This is a genomic window from Cellulomonas sp. NS3, assembly GCF_024757985.1.
GTDB lineage: Bacteria > Actinomycetota > Actinomycetes > Actinomycetales > Cellulomonadaceae > Cellulomonas_A.
The window spans coordinates 2343242-2359674 of sequence record NZ_CP103289.1; the positions used below are offsets into that span (position 1 = coordinate 2343242).

Annotated in this window: 14 protein-coding genes; 6 read left to right on the forward strand and 8 right to left on the reverse strand. The window is 75.9% G+C overall.

Features of this window, described 5'->3' with window-relative positions:
- Positions 1–5: 5 nt before the first annotated feature.
- Together NXY84_RS10710 and NXY84_RS10715 are read right to left on the reverse strand one after the other, a co-directional pair.
- On the reverse strand, positions 6–965 hold the full coding sequence (locus NXY84_RS10710) for a pirin family protein (protein WP_258727052.1): 960 nt from the start codon (positions 963–965) through the stop codon (positions 6–8).
- 170 nt (positions 966–1135) lie between these two features.
- A complete protein-coding gene (locus NXY84_RS10715) occupies positions 1136–3871 on the reverse strand; it encodes a cellulose binding domain-containing protein (RefSeq protein ID WP_309485081.1) in 2736 nt (911 codons plus the stop codon).
- 250 nt (positions 3872–4121) lie between these two features.
- On the opposite strand from NXY84_RS10715, the gene NXY84_RS10720 reads away from it, so the two are divergent.
- Complete coding sequence (locus NXY84_RS10720) at positions 4122–7385, forward strand: winged helix-turn-helix domain-containing protein (RefSeq protein WP_258727054.1); 3264 nt, start codon at positions 4122–4124, stop codon at positions 7383–7385.
- A 54-nt stretch (positions 7386–7439) separates the two neighbouring features.
- On the opposite strand, the gene NXY84_RS10725 is transcribed toward NXY84_RS10720, so the two are convergent.
- Complete coding sequence (locus NXY84_RS10725) at positions 7440–8171, reverse strand: helix-turn-helix transcriptional regulator (RefSeq protein ID WP_258727055.1); 732 nt, start codon at positions 8169–8171, stop codon at positions 7440–7442.
- A 231-nt stretch (positions 8172–8402) separates the two neighbouring features.
- Here NXY84_RS10725 and NXY84_RS10730 point away from each other — a divergent pair, with 231 nt between their 5' ends.
- Complete coding sequence (locus tag NXY84_RS10730; protein ID WP_258727056.1) at positions 8403–8612, forward strand: hypothetical protein; 210 nt, start codon at positions 8403–8405, stop codon at positions 8610–8612.
- Between the two features lie 96 nt (positions 8613–8708).
- Here NXY84_RS10730 and NXY84_RS10735 read toward each other — a convergent pair whose 3' ends face one another.
- The 5 genes from NXY84_RS10735 to NXY84_RS10755 all read right to left on the reverse strand — a co-directional run bounded on the left by NXY84_RS10735 (position 8709) and on the right by NXY84_RS10755 (position 13116).
- Positions 8709–9818 carry an App1 family protein gene (locus NXY84_RS10735; protein WP_258727057.1) on the reverse strand — a complete coding sequence of 370 codons (1110 nt, stop codon included), beginning with the start codon at positions 9816–9818 and terminating at the stop codon, positions 8709–8711.
- A gap of 8 nt (positions 9819–9826) precedes the next feature.
- Positions 9827–10411: a Dps family protein gene (locus NXY84_RS10740; protein ID WP_258727058.1), complete on the reverse strand. Its 585-nt coding sequence runs from the start codon at positions 10409–10411 to the stop codon at positions 9827–9829.
- A 234-nt stretch (positions 10412–10645) separates the two neighbouring features.
- Positions 10646–11269 carry a DUF4126 domain-containing protein gene (locus NXY84_RS10745; RefSeq protein ID WP_258727059.1) on the reverse strand — a complete coding sequence of 208 codons (624 nt, stop codon included), beginning with the start codon at positions 11267–11269 and terminating at the stop codon, positions 10646–10648.
- Positions 11270–11311: 42 nt separating this feature from the next.
- Entirely contained in the window at positions 11312–12193 is an 882-nt protein-coding gene (gene ligD / locus NXY84_RS10750; RefSeq protein WP_258727060.1) for a non-homologous end-joining DNA ligase, read from the reverse strand.
- Positions 12190–13116 (reverse strand): DNA ligase, encoded by a 927-nt coding sequence (locus NXY84_RS10755; RefSeq protein ID WP_258727180.1) that lies wholly within the window; start codon positions 13114–13116, stop codon positions 12190–12192. The genes ligD and NXY84_RS10755 overlap by 4 nt, the downstream gene beginning before the upstream one ends.
- A 109-nt stretch (positions 13117–13225) precedes the next feature.
- Between NXY84_RS10755 and NXY84_RS10760 the strand changes: the two genes are divergently transcribed.
- From NXY84_RS10760 to NXY84_RS10775, 4 genes are all read left to right on the forward strand, one after another.
- A complete protein-coding gene (locus NXY84_RS10760) occupies positions 13226–14323 on the forward strand; it encodes a Ku protein (RefSeq protein ID WP_258727061.1) in 1098 nt (365 codons plus the stop codon).
- Between the two features lie 4 nt (positions 14324–14327).
- Complete coding sequence (locus NXY84_RS10765) at positions 14328–15377, forward strand: PHP domain-containing protein (RefSeq protein ID WP_258727062.1); 1050 nt, start codon at positions 14328–14330, stop codon at positions 15375–15377.
- Positions 15378–15540: 163 nt separating this feature from the next.
- Complete coding sequence (locus tag NXY84_RS10770; protein ID WP_034628582.1) at positions 15541–15822, forward strand: HU family DNA-binding protein; 282 nt, start codon at positions 15541–15543, stop codon at positions 15820–15822.
- A 193-nt stretch (positions 15823–16015) separates the two neighbouring features.
- On the forward strand, positions 16016–16420 hold the full coding sequence (locus tag NXY84_RS10775; RefSeq protein WP_396126396.1) for a Fur family transcriptional regulator: 405 nt from the start codon (positions 16016–16018) through the stop codon (positions 16418–16420).
- The last annotated feature ends 13 nt before the right edge of the window (positions 16421–16433 follow it).

Here is a 16433-nt window from a genome sequence, read left to right on the forward strand (position 1 = left end):
CCGCGTCAGTCCGCGCGGCGCCGCCGCGGCGTCAGGTGAACGTTCGGCAGCTCCGGGGCAGGGATGCGGGCCCCGTCGTGCCCGTCGACCACCCCGAAGCGCTCCTCGCGGGCGTGCTCCCAGTCGTGCCGGGCCCGGGCCACCTCCTCGTGGCTGCGACCCACGAAGTTCCACCACATGACGATCTCGTCCGCGAACGGCTCCCCGCCCAGCAGCAGGAACCGTCCCCCGGCACCGCTGGCCACCGCGAGCCGGTCTCGGCCCGCCCCCAGGTACAGCAGCGGACCCGCCGGCAGCACCGCCCCGTCGACGGTGACGTCACCGGCCAGCACCAGGACCGCGTGCTCGAAGTCCCGGCGCAGCCGCAGCTGCGCGGTCGTCCCCGGGGCGACCTCGACGTCGGCCCCGAGCAGCGGCGTGTGCACGACCGCGTCCGACGCCGCCCCGCCCAGCTCGCCCACGAGCACCGTCGCCACGAGCCCGTCGCCCGTCACCCGCGGCAGGTCACGGTGCTGCGCGAACGCCGCCGGGCCGTCCGCCGCGCTCGCGGGCAGCGCGACCCACAGCTGCGCGCCGTCGAGCAGCGGGCGGTCGCCGAGCGACATCTCCGAGTGGGCGATCCCGTGGCCCGCGGTCATGATGTTGAGCTCCCCGGGCCGCACCACGACGTCGCTGCCGAGGCTGTCCCGGTGGTGGATCTCCCCGGTGAGCGGCCAGGTGACGGTCTGCAGCCCGGTGTGCGGGTGGGGGAGGACCCGCATGTCCGTGCGGTCGGGCCCGAACCGGTCCAGGAAGCACCACGCCCCCACGAGCGGCAGGTCACGCTGGGGGAGCGTGCGGCTCACCTGCATGGCCCGCAGCCCGCCGAGCGGGACGTCCCGCGGCTCCAGCACCCGGTGCACCCGGCCACGCTGCAGCACGGGGTGGCACAGGGTCTCGTCGGGGCGCACGTCGAGGTTCGTCACGCCCCCACTGTCTCAGCCTCACCGGTCCCCGCGGCAGACCTCCGCCCCCCGCGCCGGCCCGCGCGTCGGCCGCACCGCACGCGTCGGCCCGCCCCGGGAACCCCCGGGACGGGCCGACGTGCTGGTCGAGCCTCAGCGCGCCCCGTGACCGCGGCGCGCGCCCGGTCGGCTCACCCCGTCGTGCACGCCGCGCCGTTCAGCGTGAACGCCGACGGCCGCGCGTTCACCCCCGAGTAGGAGGCGTTGAACCCGACCTCGGTCGTCGCGCCCGCGGCCAGCGTGCCGTTCCACGCCGCGTTCGACACCGTCACCGCCGTCCCGCTCTGCGCGAACTCACCCGACCACCCGTTCGTGATCTTCTGGTTCCCCGCGAACGCGAACCCCAGCCGCCACGACGGCACGGCGCTCGCGGACGTGTTGGTGATCTTCACCGACGCCGTGAAGCCCGAGCCCCAGTCGCTCGTCGTGTACGTGACCCGGCACGCGCCGGGGGCCGTGGTCGCGGTCGGGGTGGGCGTCGGGGTCGTGGTGACCGTCGGCGTCGGGGTCGGCGTGACCGTGGGCGTCGGGGTCGGCGTGCGCGTCGCGGTGGGCGTGGGCGTCGCGGTCGGGGTGGGCACCGTGCCGTCGGGGTCGCCCATCACGATGCCGCGCCCGTTCGTGCCGACGTACACGCGGCCGTACACGTCAGGGTCGCCCGTGATCGCCCCGCCCGTCCACGCCCACTGGTGCTGGTCGTCGTTGATGCGGACCCACGTGGCGCCCGCGTCGTCGGACCGGAAGATCCCGCGCACGCCGCCGATCTTCGACGAGGTGTACACCGCCGGGTAGGTCCTGCCGGGGGCCGCCTTGCCGAAGCCCACGACGTCGCCCTGGTCGACGTTCGCGAGGCGCGTGAAGGTCTTCCCCGAGTCCGTCGAGCGCCACAGGCCGTACGCCGACGTCGCCGCACCGCCGGCGAGCCACACGTCGCCCTCGACGCCCGGGACGGCCGCGAAGCGCAGGTTGCCCTCGGTCGGCAGACCCGTCGCGGGAGACGCGGTGAAGCTCGCGCCGCCGTCCGTCGAGACGTACAGCGTCCCCGCGGCGTACGCGTAGAAGGTCTTCGGGTTCACGCGGTCGGACTCGACGCGCGCACCGGCCGGGACGCCCGTCGACGCCGTCCACGAGGACCCGAACGTCGTCGAGACGTGCACGCCGGTGCCGTCGGGGCTCCAGACGATGGTCCCGCCGTCCGCGCTCATCGCCACGGTGCCGGCGCCCGTCACCCCGGGGGGCTCCTGCCCGGCCCACCAGCTGCTGCCCGAGCTCGTGGAGACGCCGATGTGGGACTCGACCGCGCCGTCGACCGCCTGGCCGACCCGCACCATCGTGGCCGGCTCGAGCGCCGCGAAGTCCACCCCGGTCACCGAGCCGTGGTAGGGCTGCGTGTACATCGTCGACGGGACCTTCGTGACGTCGGTGTGCACGAACCCGCCGATGTCCCCGAGGCCCGAGACGAGCTCCACCGCCCCGGGAGGTGCGGCGAGGTCGAGCACCGCCGTCTCCTCGAGGCCCTGCGCGCGCACCGTGAGGTCGATCTTCCCGCCCGCGTCCCACCGCGTGAGGTTGTCGGTGCCGTAGATCGTCGCGCCCGTCCCGTACAGCGCCCGGTCGGAGTCGAACGGGTCGATCTCGAACGACTCCGTCATCCACCCGAGCTTCGGGCTCAGCTCGGGCTCGACCGACTGCTTGCCGAACGTCAGCCAGGGCGCGCCGCTGATGTCCTGGGTGTAGCGCAGCGTCCGCGCCGGGTAGCCCGCCCAGTCCCAGATCCGCGTCCACGTCGCGCCGCGGTCGGTGCTGCGGAACACGTTGATGTCCGGCCACCACGACACCTGCGTCGTGACCATGATCGTGTCCGGGTCCTGCCGGTCGATCGTCAGGCCCGAGTACCCGAACGTGCTGTCCGCGCTCGACGACGGGACCGGGCTGATCTGCGTCCACGCACCCGACGTCGTGTCGAGGCGCCACACGTCGCCCTTGCCGCCGTCGTACGGGCCGCCCGTGTCGGACGTCGCGACGTAGAGCTGCTTGCCGACGTGGTCGAAGACGCCCTTGTGCGGCAGGTACCCGGTCGGCTGACCCGGCACCCGCTCCCACGTCACGCCCGCGTCCGTGGACCGGTAGACGCTGTTCTCCTTGTCGGCCACCCCGACGTACAGCGTCCTCGTGGCCTGGCCCTTCGAGCCCGTCGTCGGGTCGAACGTCGTCCACAGGACACCCTGGTTGTCGGCCGTGTAGTCGTACGACGCGTCCTGCACGTAGTTCCCGACGTTGGGGAAGCTCGTCACCCTGTTCCAGGTGGCCCCGTAGTCCGTGCTCCGCCACAGCCCGTTGCCGCTCTCGGCGCCGTAGTACAGCACCGAGCTCCTGTTCGGGTCGATGCTCAGGCGCTCACCCATGCCGCGACCCGGCATGTTCCCGCCCACCTTGAACGGCAGCACGGTCGTCTTCCACGTCTCGCCCTTGTCGGTCGAGCGCATGATCGCGCCGTTGTTCGGGTCCCAGCCGTTCGTGTACGTCCCGGCCGCCACGTACACCCGGTTCGTCTCGACCGGGTCCGTCGCGAGGCTCAGGATCCCGTTGTGCCCCCAGTCGTCCCAGCCGACGTGGTCCGTGATCGGCACCCAGCGCCGCGTCGCCGGGTCCAGCCGGTACGCGCCCCCGATGTCCGTGCGCGCGTACACGAGGTCCTTCTCCGACTGGTTGAAGACGATCCCGGGCACGAAGCCCCCGCCCACGACCTCCACGTTGCCCCAGGCGTACCCGGTGGCCGCAGCCGCCTCCGGGGCCGAGGCGGCGTCCGCCGCGCTCACACCGACCGCCGCCGCAGCGACCAGGCCGAGCGCCGTCAGTGGCGCCATCACTGGTAGGACACGCATCCGCTTCACTCCTTCGGGAACGGTGGGGTGCCCCCGCAGCCCGGACAGCGGGCCGTGGCGGCGCCCGACCGTATCGAAGCGGTTCGACGCCATCGAGGCCTCGAAACCTTTCAGCGCCACCCCAAGCGCCCATTCCCCCCGAAACGCCCAGCCGATACTGTGCACCGGTACGCGGCACGAGGGGCACGAGGGCAGTTGCAACGACGCAACGGGACACCCAGGCGAGGTGCGTATGACGACATCAGGCCACCCGGCCCTGCTGCGCAGCCGCACCTGGCCACCCCCCGCACCCCCCCTGCACCGCCCCCACCTCCTCCGCTCCCTCCTCGGGCCCGACGCTCCACCCCTCGCCGCGCTCGTCGCCCCCGCCGGCTGGGGCAAGACCACCCTCCTCGCCGACGTCACCACGACGAGCACCGGCGCTCGCGGCTGGCTGACCCTCGACGCCGGCCTGCGTGACCCCGCCGCCCTTCTCGCGCACCTGCGACACGCGTGCACCGAGCTCACCGCCACGCGCGAGCCGTGGACCACCGCGGAGCACGCCGTGGCCGCGCTGCACGAGCCCGGCCCGCCCGGGGTGCTCGTGCTCGACGACCTGCACACCCTCGGCGCCGGCCCCGCCGCGGACGTCGTGACGCTCCTGCTGCGCCACCAGCCCGCCCGCCTGCGGGTGCTGCTCGCCTCGCGGACCACGCCCGCGGCCCTCCTGACCCGGAGGCTGCGCGGCACCGCGACCCAGCTGGACGCGGACGACCTGCGCCTGCGGTCGTGGGAGGTCGCCGAGCTCGCCCGGATCCACGGCGGCCCCGTCGCGGCGTCGGACACCGACGAGCTGGTGCGCCGCACGGGCGGCTGGCCCGCCGGGGTCGAGCTGTTCCACCTCGCGACCCGCCGCCTGCCCGCGTCACGCCGGCGCTCCGTCGCGGGGGAGGGCACCGACCTCGAGCACGAGTACCTGGACCGGCACGTCCTCGGCGACCTCCCGGACGCGACGCGCGAGGTCCTCGTCACGACGAGCGTCCTCGCGCACCTGACGGTCGCGCGCTGCACCGCGCTGCTCGACACGGACGGCGCACGGCAGCACCTCGACACCGCGCACGGACTCGGTCTCCTGACCGCCGAGCCCGGCGACCCCGGCCGGCTCCGGCTGACCGAGCCACTGCGCGCCCACCTCCTCGCCGCGCTCGCGCACCGGGACGGCCCCGCACGCACCCGCGCCCTGCACGCCGCCGCGGCGCACCTCGCGGCCGCCGACGGCGACCCGCACGACGCGCTCGACGCCGCGTGCCGCGCGCACGACCACGCCACGGTGCACCACCTCCTCGCCGTCGACGGCCCGGCGCTCGCCCGGCGCCCCGGTCCCTGGCTCGACGCGCTGCCCGACGTGCTGCGCGCGAGCGACCCGTGGGCGGTCCTCGCGCTCGCGCGCCGCCACCTCGCCGAGGGCGACCTGCGACAGGCCTCGAGCGCCTACCGCACCGCGCTCGAGCACGCCGCGACCCCGGCCGACCGCGCGGGGGTCCAGCGCGAGCTCGCGTGCGTCTCCGCCTGGGTCCCGGGAGCCGACCGGCTGGCCGTCCGGCGCGAGCCCGCCCGCGCCGCGCTCGTGACCCCCGACCGCAGCCGCGCCGGCGTCGCCGCCGGAGACCCGCCGACCCTCGTCCCCGCGCTCGCCGAGCTCGTCGCGGGAGACCCCGGCCGCGCCGCCGCGCAGCTCGGCGCTCTCCTCGACGCCGGCACCGTCCCGCCCGTCGTCGAGGCGCTCGCCCTGCTCGCACGCGCGGCCGCACTGAGCCTCACGGGGGACGCCGCCGCGCACGACGCCCGCACCCGCGCCACCACCGCCGCGCACCTGCTCCGCAGCGCCGCCCTCGAGCGGCTCGCCGACGGCCTCGAGCTCGCCTGCCGTCCGCGCCCGCACCCACGCGCGCTGCAGCACCTCACGGCGAGCGCCGAGACCGCCGGCGACGACTGGGGCGCCGCGGTGCTGGGGCTCCTCGCGCTGTGCGCCGACGTCGTGCGGCGGAGCTCGACCCCCGAGGACGCCGACGACGTCCGCGCCCGGTTCGAGGCCCTCGGCGCACCGGCCCTCGCCGCCTGGTGCACCGCCCTCGCCGTGGTCGCCCACGCGCACGCGACCGCACGGGCCACGCCGCGGACCGCCGGCCGGCACTGCGAGACCGGCGTGCCGGACGCAGCCCCCGGCGAGCGTGCACCGCGCCTGACCGGGGTACCCGCCGCACTCGTCCGGCTGGCCCGCACCGCAGGCGCGACCGACCACGCGACGTCCCCGCCCGGCCCGCCGCGCACCCCGGCGCGCGTCCCGGCGGACGGCGGCGTGGACGGCGGTGCGGACGACCGGCCCCCCACCGCCGGGACAGGCGCGCCCCTCGCACCGTCCGGGCGCAGCTGGCTGGACGCGGTCGCCCGGTCCCTCGAGGCACCCGGACGCGCCCGCCCGCCCGCCCCGGCCGGGTCCGCCGGCGTCGTGCCCCTCACCGCAGCCCGCCGCGTGGCGACCCACGGAGCGGGACCCGCGCACGCGCGGACCGAGCACGCCCGGCTCCAGCCCCGCGGCCCCGTCGCCGCCGTCGACCTCGCGACGCGACCGCACGCACTCGTCCCACCCGCGCCCTCCCCGCTGCCGCCCCTCGCGCGCCGGACGCGCCTCGTCGTGCGCTGCCTCGGAGGCTTCTCGCTCGTGCGCGACGGCCGCCCCGTCTCCCTCACGCACCTGCGCCCGCAGCACCAGGCCCTCCTGCGGGCGCTGTGCGCGCACGCCGGCGCCCCCGTGAACCGCGACCGGCTGCTCGAGTGGTTCTGGCCCGGGCGCGACCCGGAACGCGCCCAGCACAGCCTCCAGGTCGCCGTCAGCGAGCTGCGCAAGCTCCTCGAGCCGGCCACCGCGGGCGCTCGCGGCTCGGTCATCTGCCGGGACGCCGGGGGGTACGGGCTCCAGCTCGGCCCGGACGACGAGCACGACGCGCGGACGTTCGAGCGGCTCCTGCACGACGCCCGGATCTCCGCTGACGGCGCCGCGGGGACCGCGCTCTACCAGGCGGCGGTCGACGCGTACCCCGCCGACCTCCTGCCCGACGACGGGGTGAGCGAGTGGGTGGTGCACGAGCGCGAGCGGCTGCGCAGCTCCGCGGTGTCCGCGTGCCGGGTGCTGGCCGACCGGCACGCCCGCGCCGGCGACCACGCGGCGGCGATCCAGGTGTGCCGCCGGGGTCTGGCCGTCGACGCCTACCAGGACGGTCTGTGGCAGCGTCTCGCGCTCTCGCTCGACGAGGCCGGCGAGCCGGCGGCGGCCGCGGCGGCGCGGCGCGCGTACGCCGGGATCCTGCGCGAGCTCGACGTCCTCGTCGGGCCGGGGCCCGGGCGGCCGGCGGCGGCCGGGCGAGCGGTCGAGGACCCGCCCCGCACCGCGCCGGTCCGCGCCGTCCGTGCGGCCGGCCCGCTGGTCGCCTCGGCGCCGAGGCGCGCGCCGTCCTGACCACGGTCCGACGGCGCCGCCGGTCGCGACGGCCCGGGCGCGCGCCCTCCGGCCCTACGCCAGCCCGTGCCGCACGGCGTACGCGACGGCGTGCGAGCGGTTGCGGAGCCCGAACCGACGCGTGATGTCCTGGATCACGGTCTTGACGGTCCGCTCGGAGTAGCAGAGCCGGTGGGCGATCTCCCGCGTGTCGGAGCCGGCGGCGAGCATCCGCAGGACCTCGATCTCGCGCTCGGAGAGCGCCGGACCTGCACCGGGGCTCGCCGGGGGCGCCGGGTGGCCCGCACCGTGCACGCCGCCGTGCGCCCCGCCGTGCGCCCCGCCGTGCGCAGCGGCGGGCCGCGCGTGGTCGACGTGCGGCGCCGGGGCGGCGGCTGCCGCGCGCAGGAGCGCGGCGAGGCTCGACCGGGTCACGTCCCGGCGCCACAGCACGCCCACGACGCCCGCGGACCGCGCGAGCGCGAAGTCGTGGGCGTCGAGCTCGGTGACCACGAGGACGCGGCGCGGCCGCGGACGACCGGCGGGGTCGGCGGCCGTGAGGTCCTCGGCGCGGACGCGGTCGAGCACGAGGAGCTGCACGTCGGCGGCCCCGCGCTCCGGGCGCGGCACGAGGACGACGTCGGCGCAGTCGCGCAGGAGCGTCTCGAGGCCGGCGGCGCTGAGAACGTCGTCGCAGTGCACGGCCACGTGGACGCGGGGGAGCGGCTCGGCGCGCAGGTGGGGGGTGCGGTCGCCCGCGGGGGCGGCGGTGCGGGTCGGTGTCGGACGCGTGGCGGTCGTCGTCATGGGGGCAGCGTGTCCGACACCGCTCAACAGGGGCTCAACACGGTGTCAACGGGCTCGAGAAACCGATCACGCGTCCAGGTGCGTACGCAATAACGGAAACAGGCGCCAACAGGGGCGCACAGGAAGACACAATGACAGCAGGGGAGGGCCCGGGCTCACGCCCGACCACCGGCGCAGGCTGGCGGGTCGGGGACGGATGCGCCCGCACGCCGGAGACGGTAGAACGAGACCATGAGCACCGTCCCGCGCGACCTGACGTCCGACACCGCCGCCGACCACCGCGCCGAGCGCCCCCTGACCGAGGCCGAGGCGTTCGCCGGGGACGCCCGGACCGGGGGAGACCCGAGCCGCGCGCCGCACTCGCTCTCCGCGACGGAGCAGCAGGCCGACGACGAGGCGATCGCCGCCGCGGACGAGTGGGACGACCCCGCGCGCCTCTGACGGACCCCCACGCACGGATGCGCCTGACCCCTCACCGGGGGTCGGGCGCATCCGTGTGCAGGCAGGACCGTCCGGGCGGGGGACGGCCGGGCCGGCTCAGGTCAGGGCGACGCCCCGCGTCCGCCACTCCTCCAGGATCGCCGTGCCGTCGGCGCCCTGGACGACCGGCACGCCCTCGGCCTGCGTGCGGCCCTCCGCGCGGTTCGCCTGGTCGGTCGACGTCGGCGCGCCGTGCGCGAGGACGTGCTCGGCACCGGTCAGCTGACGGATCACCACCGCGTGCACGCGGTCGGGCCGCTCGCGCACGAGACTCGCGTAGATCTCCGGGTCGTGCTGCCCGTCGTCGCCCACGAGCACCCAGCGCATGTCGGGGAAGTCGCGCACGAGCCGGCGCAGCGTCTGGTTCTTGTGCTCCTGCCCGCTGCGGAACCACCCGGTGTTCGTGGGTCCCCAGTCGGTCAGCATGAGGGGCCCGACGGGGTACTGGTGCCGGCGGATGAACCGCCCGAGGGTCGGCGCCGCGTTCCAGGCCCCCGTCGACAGGTAGATCACGGGCATGTTCGGGCGGTCGGTCAGCAGCGCGCGGTACAGCGCCGCCATGCCGGGGACCGGCTCACGCGCGTTCTCGTGCCGCACGAAGCTGTTCCACGCGGCGATCAGCGGACGCGGCAGGCGCGTCACCATGATCGTGTCGTCGATGTCGCTCACGAGCCCGTAGGGCGTCGTGGGGTCGATCACGAGCACGGGCACCGACTGGCTCGCACCGCCCTCCGCCCGCACGGTGACGTCGTGCCACCCCGGCGCGAGGTCGGCCTCGACCACCGCGTCGATGTAGCCGCCGCGGTCCGCGACGGCGGTGGACGTGCGGCCCGAGACCTCGATCTCGACACGGGCCTCCGGCACCTGGGCGGTCGTGAAGGACCGCCAGCCCCGGACCGCACCGACGTCGCGCGCCTCACGCTCGCTCGTCGCCGTCCCGGCCCCGGGCAGCTCGGCGTCGGGCACCGCGGGGGAGGCGAGGAGCACGCGCGCGAGCACGCGGACCCACCCCGCCGACGAGCCGTACCCGACGTAGGGCTCGACGCGGGCGGTCCACCCGCGGCCGGACAACCAGCGCGCGACCCGCCGGTTGAGCGCGTCCTCGTAGCGCGCCGCGCGGTGCGGGCGCTGGGTCGTGGTCGCGGCGGGTCGCGCGTGGTGCGTCATCGGGGTGCTCAGCGGTCCGCCGCGCCCTTGGCGGCCGAGCCGGCCTTGCCCGCCGCCGACTTCTCGGTCGTCGCGCCGTCGGTGCTCAGCACGCCGCCGGCGGACTCGAGGTGGGCGCGCACGAACCAGTGGAACAGCTCGAGCTCGTGCAGGTGCCCGACGAGCAGATCGTTCGTGACGTCGTCGAGCTCCTCGGTGTCCTTCGCCGCCTTGCGGTGGTCCGTGATCACGCCCTGGTACACCTCGTCGAGCGCACCCAGGTGCTCGATCGCGCCCGCACGGCCGATGGAGTAGTCGTCCCAGGTCCGCTCGGCCACGAGGGCGCCCGGCGTGCCGCGCGGCGGGACGCCCAGCGTCGCGATGCGCTCGGCGACGGCGTCGACCATCGCGCGCACCGCCTCGACCTGCGGGTCGAGCATCTCGTGGACCGCGATGAAGTGCGGGCCGACGACGTTCCAGTGGATGTGCTTGAGCGTGAGCGCGAGGTCGTTGAGCGCGTTCAGGCGGGTCTGCAGGATCTCGGCGAGCGTGGCGCCGTCCTCGGGGGTGAGCGACGGCACGGTGAACTTGGGCAGACCTGTACGACGGGCCATGGTGGGGTGCCTCCTCGTGTCCGGCGCCGTGCTGGCGCCTGGATTCGTGTGCCTCCACCGTGCCCTACGAGCGGCGGGGTCGCATCCGGGCGTCACCGCAGGTGCGGAGCCGGTCCCGCCCGCGAGCGCGCAGGTGGGCGCGTCGCGGGCGGGACCGCGACGCGGCCGTCGGCGACGCTCCTCCGCGCCGGTGGCGGTGGTGGTGGGCCCCGGTCGGAGCGGCCGGGCGAGCGGTCAGCCGACCCGTGGCGGCGGGGCCCCGTCGGTCTCCACGCCGGCTGCGGCCGCAGCGGTGCGCCGCCGCCGGAACCGCCACCACACGACCGCGAGCGCGACGACGAGCAGCAGCACGAGCACCGGGGCGAGGATCGCCGCGAAGGACAGGCCGACGCTCGTGGCGTCCTCGGCGGTGCTCGCCAGCGGGGCGCCGAGACCGAGGGTCGCGGCGTTGACGACCGGCCGGGCGGTCGCCTTCGCCGCGTGCACGACGAGCGCGAGGACGATCCCGATCACGACGGGCACCCAGCGGCCCGACTCGACGAACGCGCCCGGGTCGCTGACGACGGCGGTCTGCGAGGACGAGCCGGCGCCGAACGCGATGCCGCCCGCCGCGGGGCGCACGACCATCTGGACGACGTCGTTGACCGAGTCGACCCCGGGGATCTTGTCGGCGACGACCTCGAGCAGGAGGAGCACCCCGAGCACGACGAGGACCCACCCGTTCGTCAGCCACTCCCACCCGACGGGCGGGTCGACGAGGCCGGTCCAGCGGCCGAGCAGCCCGATGACGAGCAGCGGGACGTACGCGTTGAGCCCGGCCGCGGTGGCCAGGCCGGTGCCGGTGAGCGCCTCGAGCATGCGGTCAGCATCCCACCCGGGGGTCCCGGTGCGCGTCCGGTCTCAGTCGAGCGGGTCGCCGTCCTCGGCGAGCCGCCGGACGACCTCGTCGGGTCCGAGCTGCACGAGGCCCGGCCCGATCTCGTCCCACCACCGGGGTGCGGCCACGGTCGGCCGCTCCCGGCCCCGCAGCGAGTACGGCGTGATGGTCGTCTTCGCCGGGTGGTTCTGGCTCCAGTCGAGCAGGACCTTCCCGCCGCGCAGCTCCTTGCGCATGATCGCCACGACGAGGTCGGGGTGCGCGGCCGCGAGCTCGTGCGCGACGTCCCGGGCGTAGGCACGGACCTCCAGGACGGTCCGGCGCCCGGGCAGCGGCGCGTAGAGCTGCATGCCCTTGCTGCCCGACGTGACCGGCCGGCACTCGAGCCCGTCGGCGCGCAGCCGCTCCCGCACGAGCAGGGCGACCTGGGCGCACGCGTCGAGCCCCGCGGGCGGTCCGGGGTCGAGGTCGATCACGAGCCGGTCGGGGTGGCGCACGCCGCCGCGCGGTCCGACGCGCCACTGCGGGGTGTGCAGCTCGAGCGCTCCCTGGTTCGTCGCCCAGACGAGGGACGCGAGGTCGTCGAGGAACGGCAGCGTCAGCTCCTTGCCCTCGTCCTCGGCCCCGGGGGCGGCGCGCAGCGTCTGGCGCCGGACCCAGTCGGGCGCCGACGCGGGGAGGTTCTTCTCGAAGAATGTCTCGCCGCCGACGGCGCCGGTGAACCGGATGCGGGTCACGGGCCGGTCCTCGAGCTGGCGCAGCAGCGCGGGGGCGACCTGCGTCACGTAGTGCAGCACCTCGCCCTTCGTCGTCCCGGTCGACGGGTACATGACCCGGTCGAGGTGCGTCAGCCGGACCGGGCGCCCGCCCACGTCGACGACCTGGGCGTCGTCCTTCGGCGTCACCGGACCTCCCACGGGTCGACCGGGACCTCGTCGCGCACCCCCCGCACCGCGGGGTGGCGCAGCCGTCCCGAACCGGTGCGCCCCAGGTACGCGACGTCGACCTGCAGCACGGGCTCGCACCAGACGGTGTCGCGCCGGTCGAGCGGCGCGAGCTGCTCGTCGAGCGGGCAGTCGGTGCGGGTGTGCGGCTCCAGCAGGCGCCGCAGCTCGCGTCCCAGCTCGCCGGCGAGCCCGCTGCCGGCACGCCCGAGGTAGCGCAGGCGCCCGTCGGCGGCCGGGGCGGCGAGGTGCACCGCACCGAGCCGCCCGGAGCCGGTCGTCTCGGGGCGCCAGCCGGCGACGAGCGCGGTGCGCGTCGAGCGGTGCGCCGCCTTGAGCCAGTCGGGTGAACGTCGGCCGGGCTGGTAGGTCGACGACCGGCGCTTCGCGACGACGCCCTCGAGCCCGTGCGCGCGGGTGACCTCCCACAGCCCGGGTCCGTCGGGGTAGACCGGGGACAGCGTCGCGGGCGCCGGGAGCTCGAGACGCTCGAGCGTCGCGCGGCGCTCGTCGAAACTCCGCCGGGTCACGTCGACGCCGTACAGCTGCAGGACGTCGAACACGAGGTAGCTCACCGGCAGCGTCCGCGACAGGGCGGCTGCACGGGCGGCGTCGCGCACGTGCATGCGGGAGGCGAGCGCCTCGAACGACGGGATCCCGTCGGCCATCGCGACGACCTCCCCGTCGAGCACCGCGCCCGGGAGGTCCGCGAGCGCCGCGAGCTCGGGGTAGGCGACGGTGACCTCCCGACCGCTGCGCGCGTGCAGCCGCAGGCGTCCGCTGGTGGTGTCGGCGAGCACGCGGACCCCGTCCCACTTGATCTCGAACGCCCACCCCGGGCCGCTCGGCAGGGGTGACCCGGGGGTCGTAGGGGTGGCGAGCATGGGCTGCACGGGTCCATCCTGCCCAGGTAGGCCGTGTTCGGCGCGCGCTCGAACGCGCTCTGCGGACCGGCGAGGCTGCGCGACACGGAGCTCGAGGAGGTGGTCGTCGGTGCGTGCCATCTGGAAGGGTGCCGTCGCCTTCGGTCTGGTCAACGTCCCGGTGAAGCTCTACGCGGCCACGGGGGAGCACGAGGTCCCGCTGCACCAGGTGCACAAGGACGACGGCGGGCGGATCCGGTACCGCAAGGTGTGCAGCGTGTGCGGCGAGACCGTCCAGTTCAGCGACATCGCCAAGGGCTACGAGACCGACGAGGGCGAGCTCGTGGTGCTGACCGACCAGGACCTCGCCGAGCTGCCGCTGGCGACCGAGCGCGAGATCTCGGTCGTCGAGTTCGTGCCTGCCGAGCAGGTCGACCCGATCCTCCTCGCGAAGACGTACTACCTCGAGCCGGAGAAGACGTCCGCCAAGCCGTACGCGCTGCTGCGCGAGGCGCTCGAGGCGAGCGACCGGATGGCGGTCGTCAAGGTCGCGCTGCGGCAGCGCGAGTCGATGGCGGTGCTGCGTGTCCGCGACAACGTGATCTGCCTCCAGACCCTGCTGTGGCCCGACGAGGTGCGTGAGGCGGACTTCCCGATCCTCGACACCGACGTCACGGTCCGCCCGCAGGAGCTCGCGATGGCGTCGTCCCTCGTCGAGTCGCTCGCGGGGGACTTCGACCCGTCGGGCTTCGAGGACTCCTACCAGGCGGCGCTCGAGTCGCTCATCGAGTCGAAGGTCTCGTCGGGCAGCACGCGTCAGGTGCCCGCGACGGCGGCGAAGGACGAGAGCACGGGCGGCGAGGTGGTCGACCTGCTCGCGGCGCTGCAGCGCAGCGTCGAGAAGGCCCGCGCGGGGCGCGGGGGAGCGGCGGACGCCGAGGCCGAGGCCCCCGCACCCGCGACGCGCACGCGTGCGTCGTCGGACGCGGACGGCGACGCCGGTGGCGCCGGTGGCGCCGGTGCTGGACGCAAGCCGGCGGCGAAGCGCGCGTCGAAGGCGTCCGCGAGCGCGAAGGACGACGCCCCGGCGGCGAGCACGAGGTCCCGCCGCGCGAAGGCCGACGACGACGGCGACGCGGCCGCGACCCCGAAGAAGCGCGCGTCGACGGCACGGTCGGGCGCGGCCAAGGAGCCCGCGAAGACCGCGTCGCGTCGTCGGGCGTCCTGAGGCCGTGGGGCACGACCCGGCGGACCTGCGCGAGCGCGTGGTCGCGACGCTGCGGCGTGTCGCGTTCCTGCTCGAGCGGGCGCAGGAGAGCGGGTACCGGGCCGAGGCGTTCCGCGGGGCGGCGCGCGCGATCGAGAGGCTCGGGGCCGGCGAGGTCGCCGCACGCGTCGCCGCCGGGACCCTGACCGACCTCCCGGGCGTCGGCGCGCGCACCGCGCAGGTCGCTGCCGACGTGGCGGCCGGGGGAGCGGTCGCCTACCTCGCCGACCTCGAGGAGCGGCTCGGGGCACGCGCGTCGGACACCGGGCCGGGGGCGGCCCTCCGGGAGGCGCTGCGCGGGGACCTGCACGCGCACACCGAGGCCAGCGACGGGTCGAGCCCGGTGCAGGAGATGGTGCTCGCGGCGATCGACCTGGGCCACGAGTACCTCGCGATCACCGACCACTCGCCGCGCCTCACGGTCGCGAACGGGCTGAGCGCCGCGCGGCTGCGGGCGCAGCTCGAGCAGGTCGCCGCGCTGAACCGCGCGGTCGGACCGTTCCGGGTGCTCACCGGCATCGAGGTCGACATCCTCGACGACGGGTCCCTCGACCAGGACCCGGACCTGCTCGACGAGCTCGACGTCGTCGTCGCGTCGGTGCACTCGAAGCTGCGCATGGGCCGCGAGGAGATGACCCGGCGCATGGTCGCGGCGGTCAGCGACCCGCGCACCGACGTCCTCGGGCACTGCACGGGCCGGCGCCTCACCGGCCGGCCGCGCCCCGAGAGCGAGTTCGACGCCCGCGCGGTGTTCGAGGCGTGCGCGGCGCACGGTGTCGCCGTCGAGATCAACAGCCGCCCCGACCGGCTGGACCCGCCGCACGCACTGCTCGACGTCGCCGTCGAGGCCGGGTGCGTGTTCTCGGTCGACTCGGACGCGCACGCCCCGGGGCAGCTCGACTGGCAGGTCGCCGGCTGCGAGCGCGCCGTCCAGCACGGCCTGGGTCCGGACCGGATCGTGTGCGCCTGGCCCGTCGAGCGGCTCCTCGACCGGGCGGAGCGGCTCGTCGGGTGACGCGCGCGACCCCCGTCCTGGCGTGCGCGGGCCTGAGCGGCCACTAAGGTCGTCCGCGACAGGCCGACGGCGGAGGGGTCCCCACCCCGCCGCCACGGGTGCGGCCTGAACGTCCGGGCGTGTCGCCCGGGCAGGCACGTCCGACCTACAAGGAGCACATCCCGTGAGCGTGAACCGCACCGAGCTCGTCCAGGCCATCGCCGCCAAGGCGGGTCTGACCAACACCGCCGCCGACGCGGCGCTCAAGGCCTTCCAGGAGGTCCTGGTCGAGCAGCTCTCCGCCGGCGAGAGCGTCACCATCCCCGGGCTGCTCGCAGTCTCCCGTGCGGACCGTTCCGCTCGTACCGGCATCAACCCGCAGACCGGCGAGAAGCTCGAGATCCCCGCCGGCTACCGCGTGAAGCTCACGGCCGGCAGCGCCCTCAAGCGCGCCGTCGCCAAGTAGTCGCACCCCCGCGGGCGCCGCATCCGGGCGCCCGACCGGCCCGGGCCCTCGTGCTGACCGCACGGGGGCCCGCGCCGTGCGACCCCGACCCGGGCCTGCACGTGCCGCTCGCCTAGAATCGCCGGTGCGGACGGTTCGTCCCGCCCGCACCCCACCCGCCGCGTGACCGGACGGAGGAGAACCCGTGGCCGTGATCCAGCGCAACACGCGCCAGCGCGCGGAGATCCTCGCGCTGCTCGACGGGCTCGACGAGTTCCGCAGCGCCCAGCAGCTCCACGAGCTCCTGCGCGCCCAGGGGTCCTCGACGGGCCTGGCCACCGTGTACCGCGCGGTGCAGTCGCTCACCGAGAGCGGCGAGGTCGACGTGCTCCGCAGCGAGGACGGGGAGTCGGTGTACCGCCGGTGCGAGCGCCGCGGCAGCCACCACCACCACCTCGTGTGCCGGTACTGCGGGCGGACCGTCGAGATCGACGGGCCCGCCGCGGAGACCTGGGCGGACCAGATCGCCGCCGCGCACGCGTTCGTCGACGTCGAGCACACCATCGAGCTCGTCGGGACGTGCGCGGACTGCCGGGCGGCGCGCAGCGCGCAGCACTGACGACCCCGGCCGC

Excerpts from the sequence above, each read along its gene's own strand:
- NXY84_RS10740 (WP_258727058.1), bottom strand. The coding sequence starts at position 10,411 with ATGGCCCGTCGTACAGGTCTGCCCAAGTTCACCGTGCCGTCGCTCACC.
- NXY84_RS10715 (WP_309485081.1), bottom strand. The coding sequence starts at position 3,871 with ATGGCGCCACTGACGGCGCTCGGCCTGGTCGCTGCGGCGGCGGTCGGT.
- NXY84_RS10755 (WP_258727180.1), bottom strand. The coding sequence starts at position 13,116 with ATGCTCGCCACCCCTACGACCCCCGGGTCACCCCTGCCGAGCGGCCCG.
- NXY84_RS10725 (WP_258727055.1), bottom strand. The coding sequence starts at position 8,171 with ATGACGACGACCGCCACGCGTCCGACACCGACCCGCACCGCCGCCCCC.
- NXY84_RS10735 (WP_258727057.1), bottom strand. The coding sequence starts at position 9,818 with ATGACGCACCACGCGCGACCCGCCGCGACCACGACCCAGCGCCCGCAC.
- NXY84_RS10745 (WP_258727059.1), bottom strand. The coding sequence starts at position 11,269 with ATGCTCGAGGCGCTCACCGGCACCGGCCTGGCCACCGCGGCCGGGCTC.
- NXY84_RS10720 (WP_258727054.1), top strand. The coding sequence starts at position 4,122 with ATGACGACATCAGGCCACCCGGCCCTGCTGCGCAGCCGCACCTGGCCA.
- NXY84_RS10730 (WP_258727056.1), top strand. The coding sequence starts at position 8,403 with ATGAGCACCGTCCCGCGCGACCTGACGTCCGACACCGCCGCCGACCAC.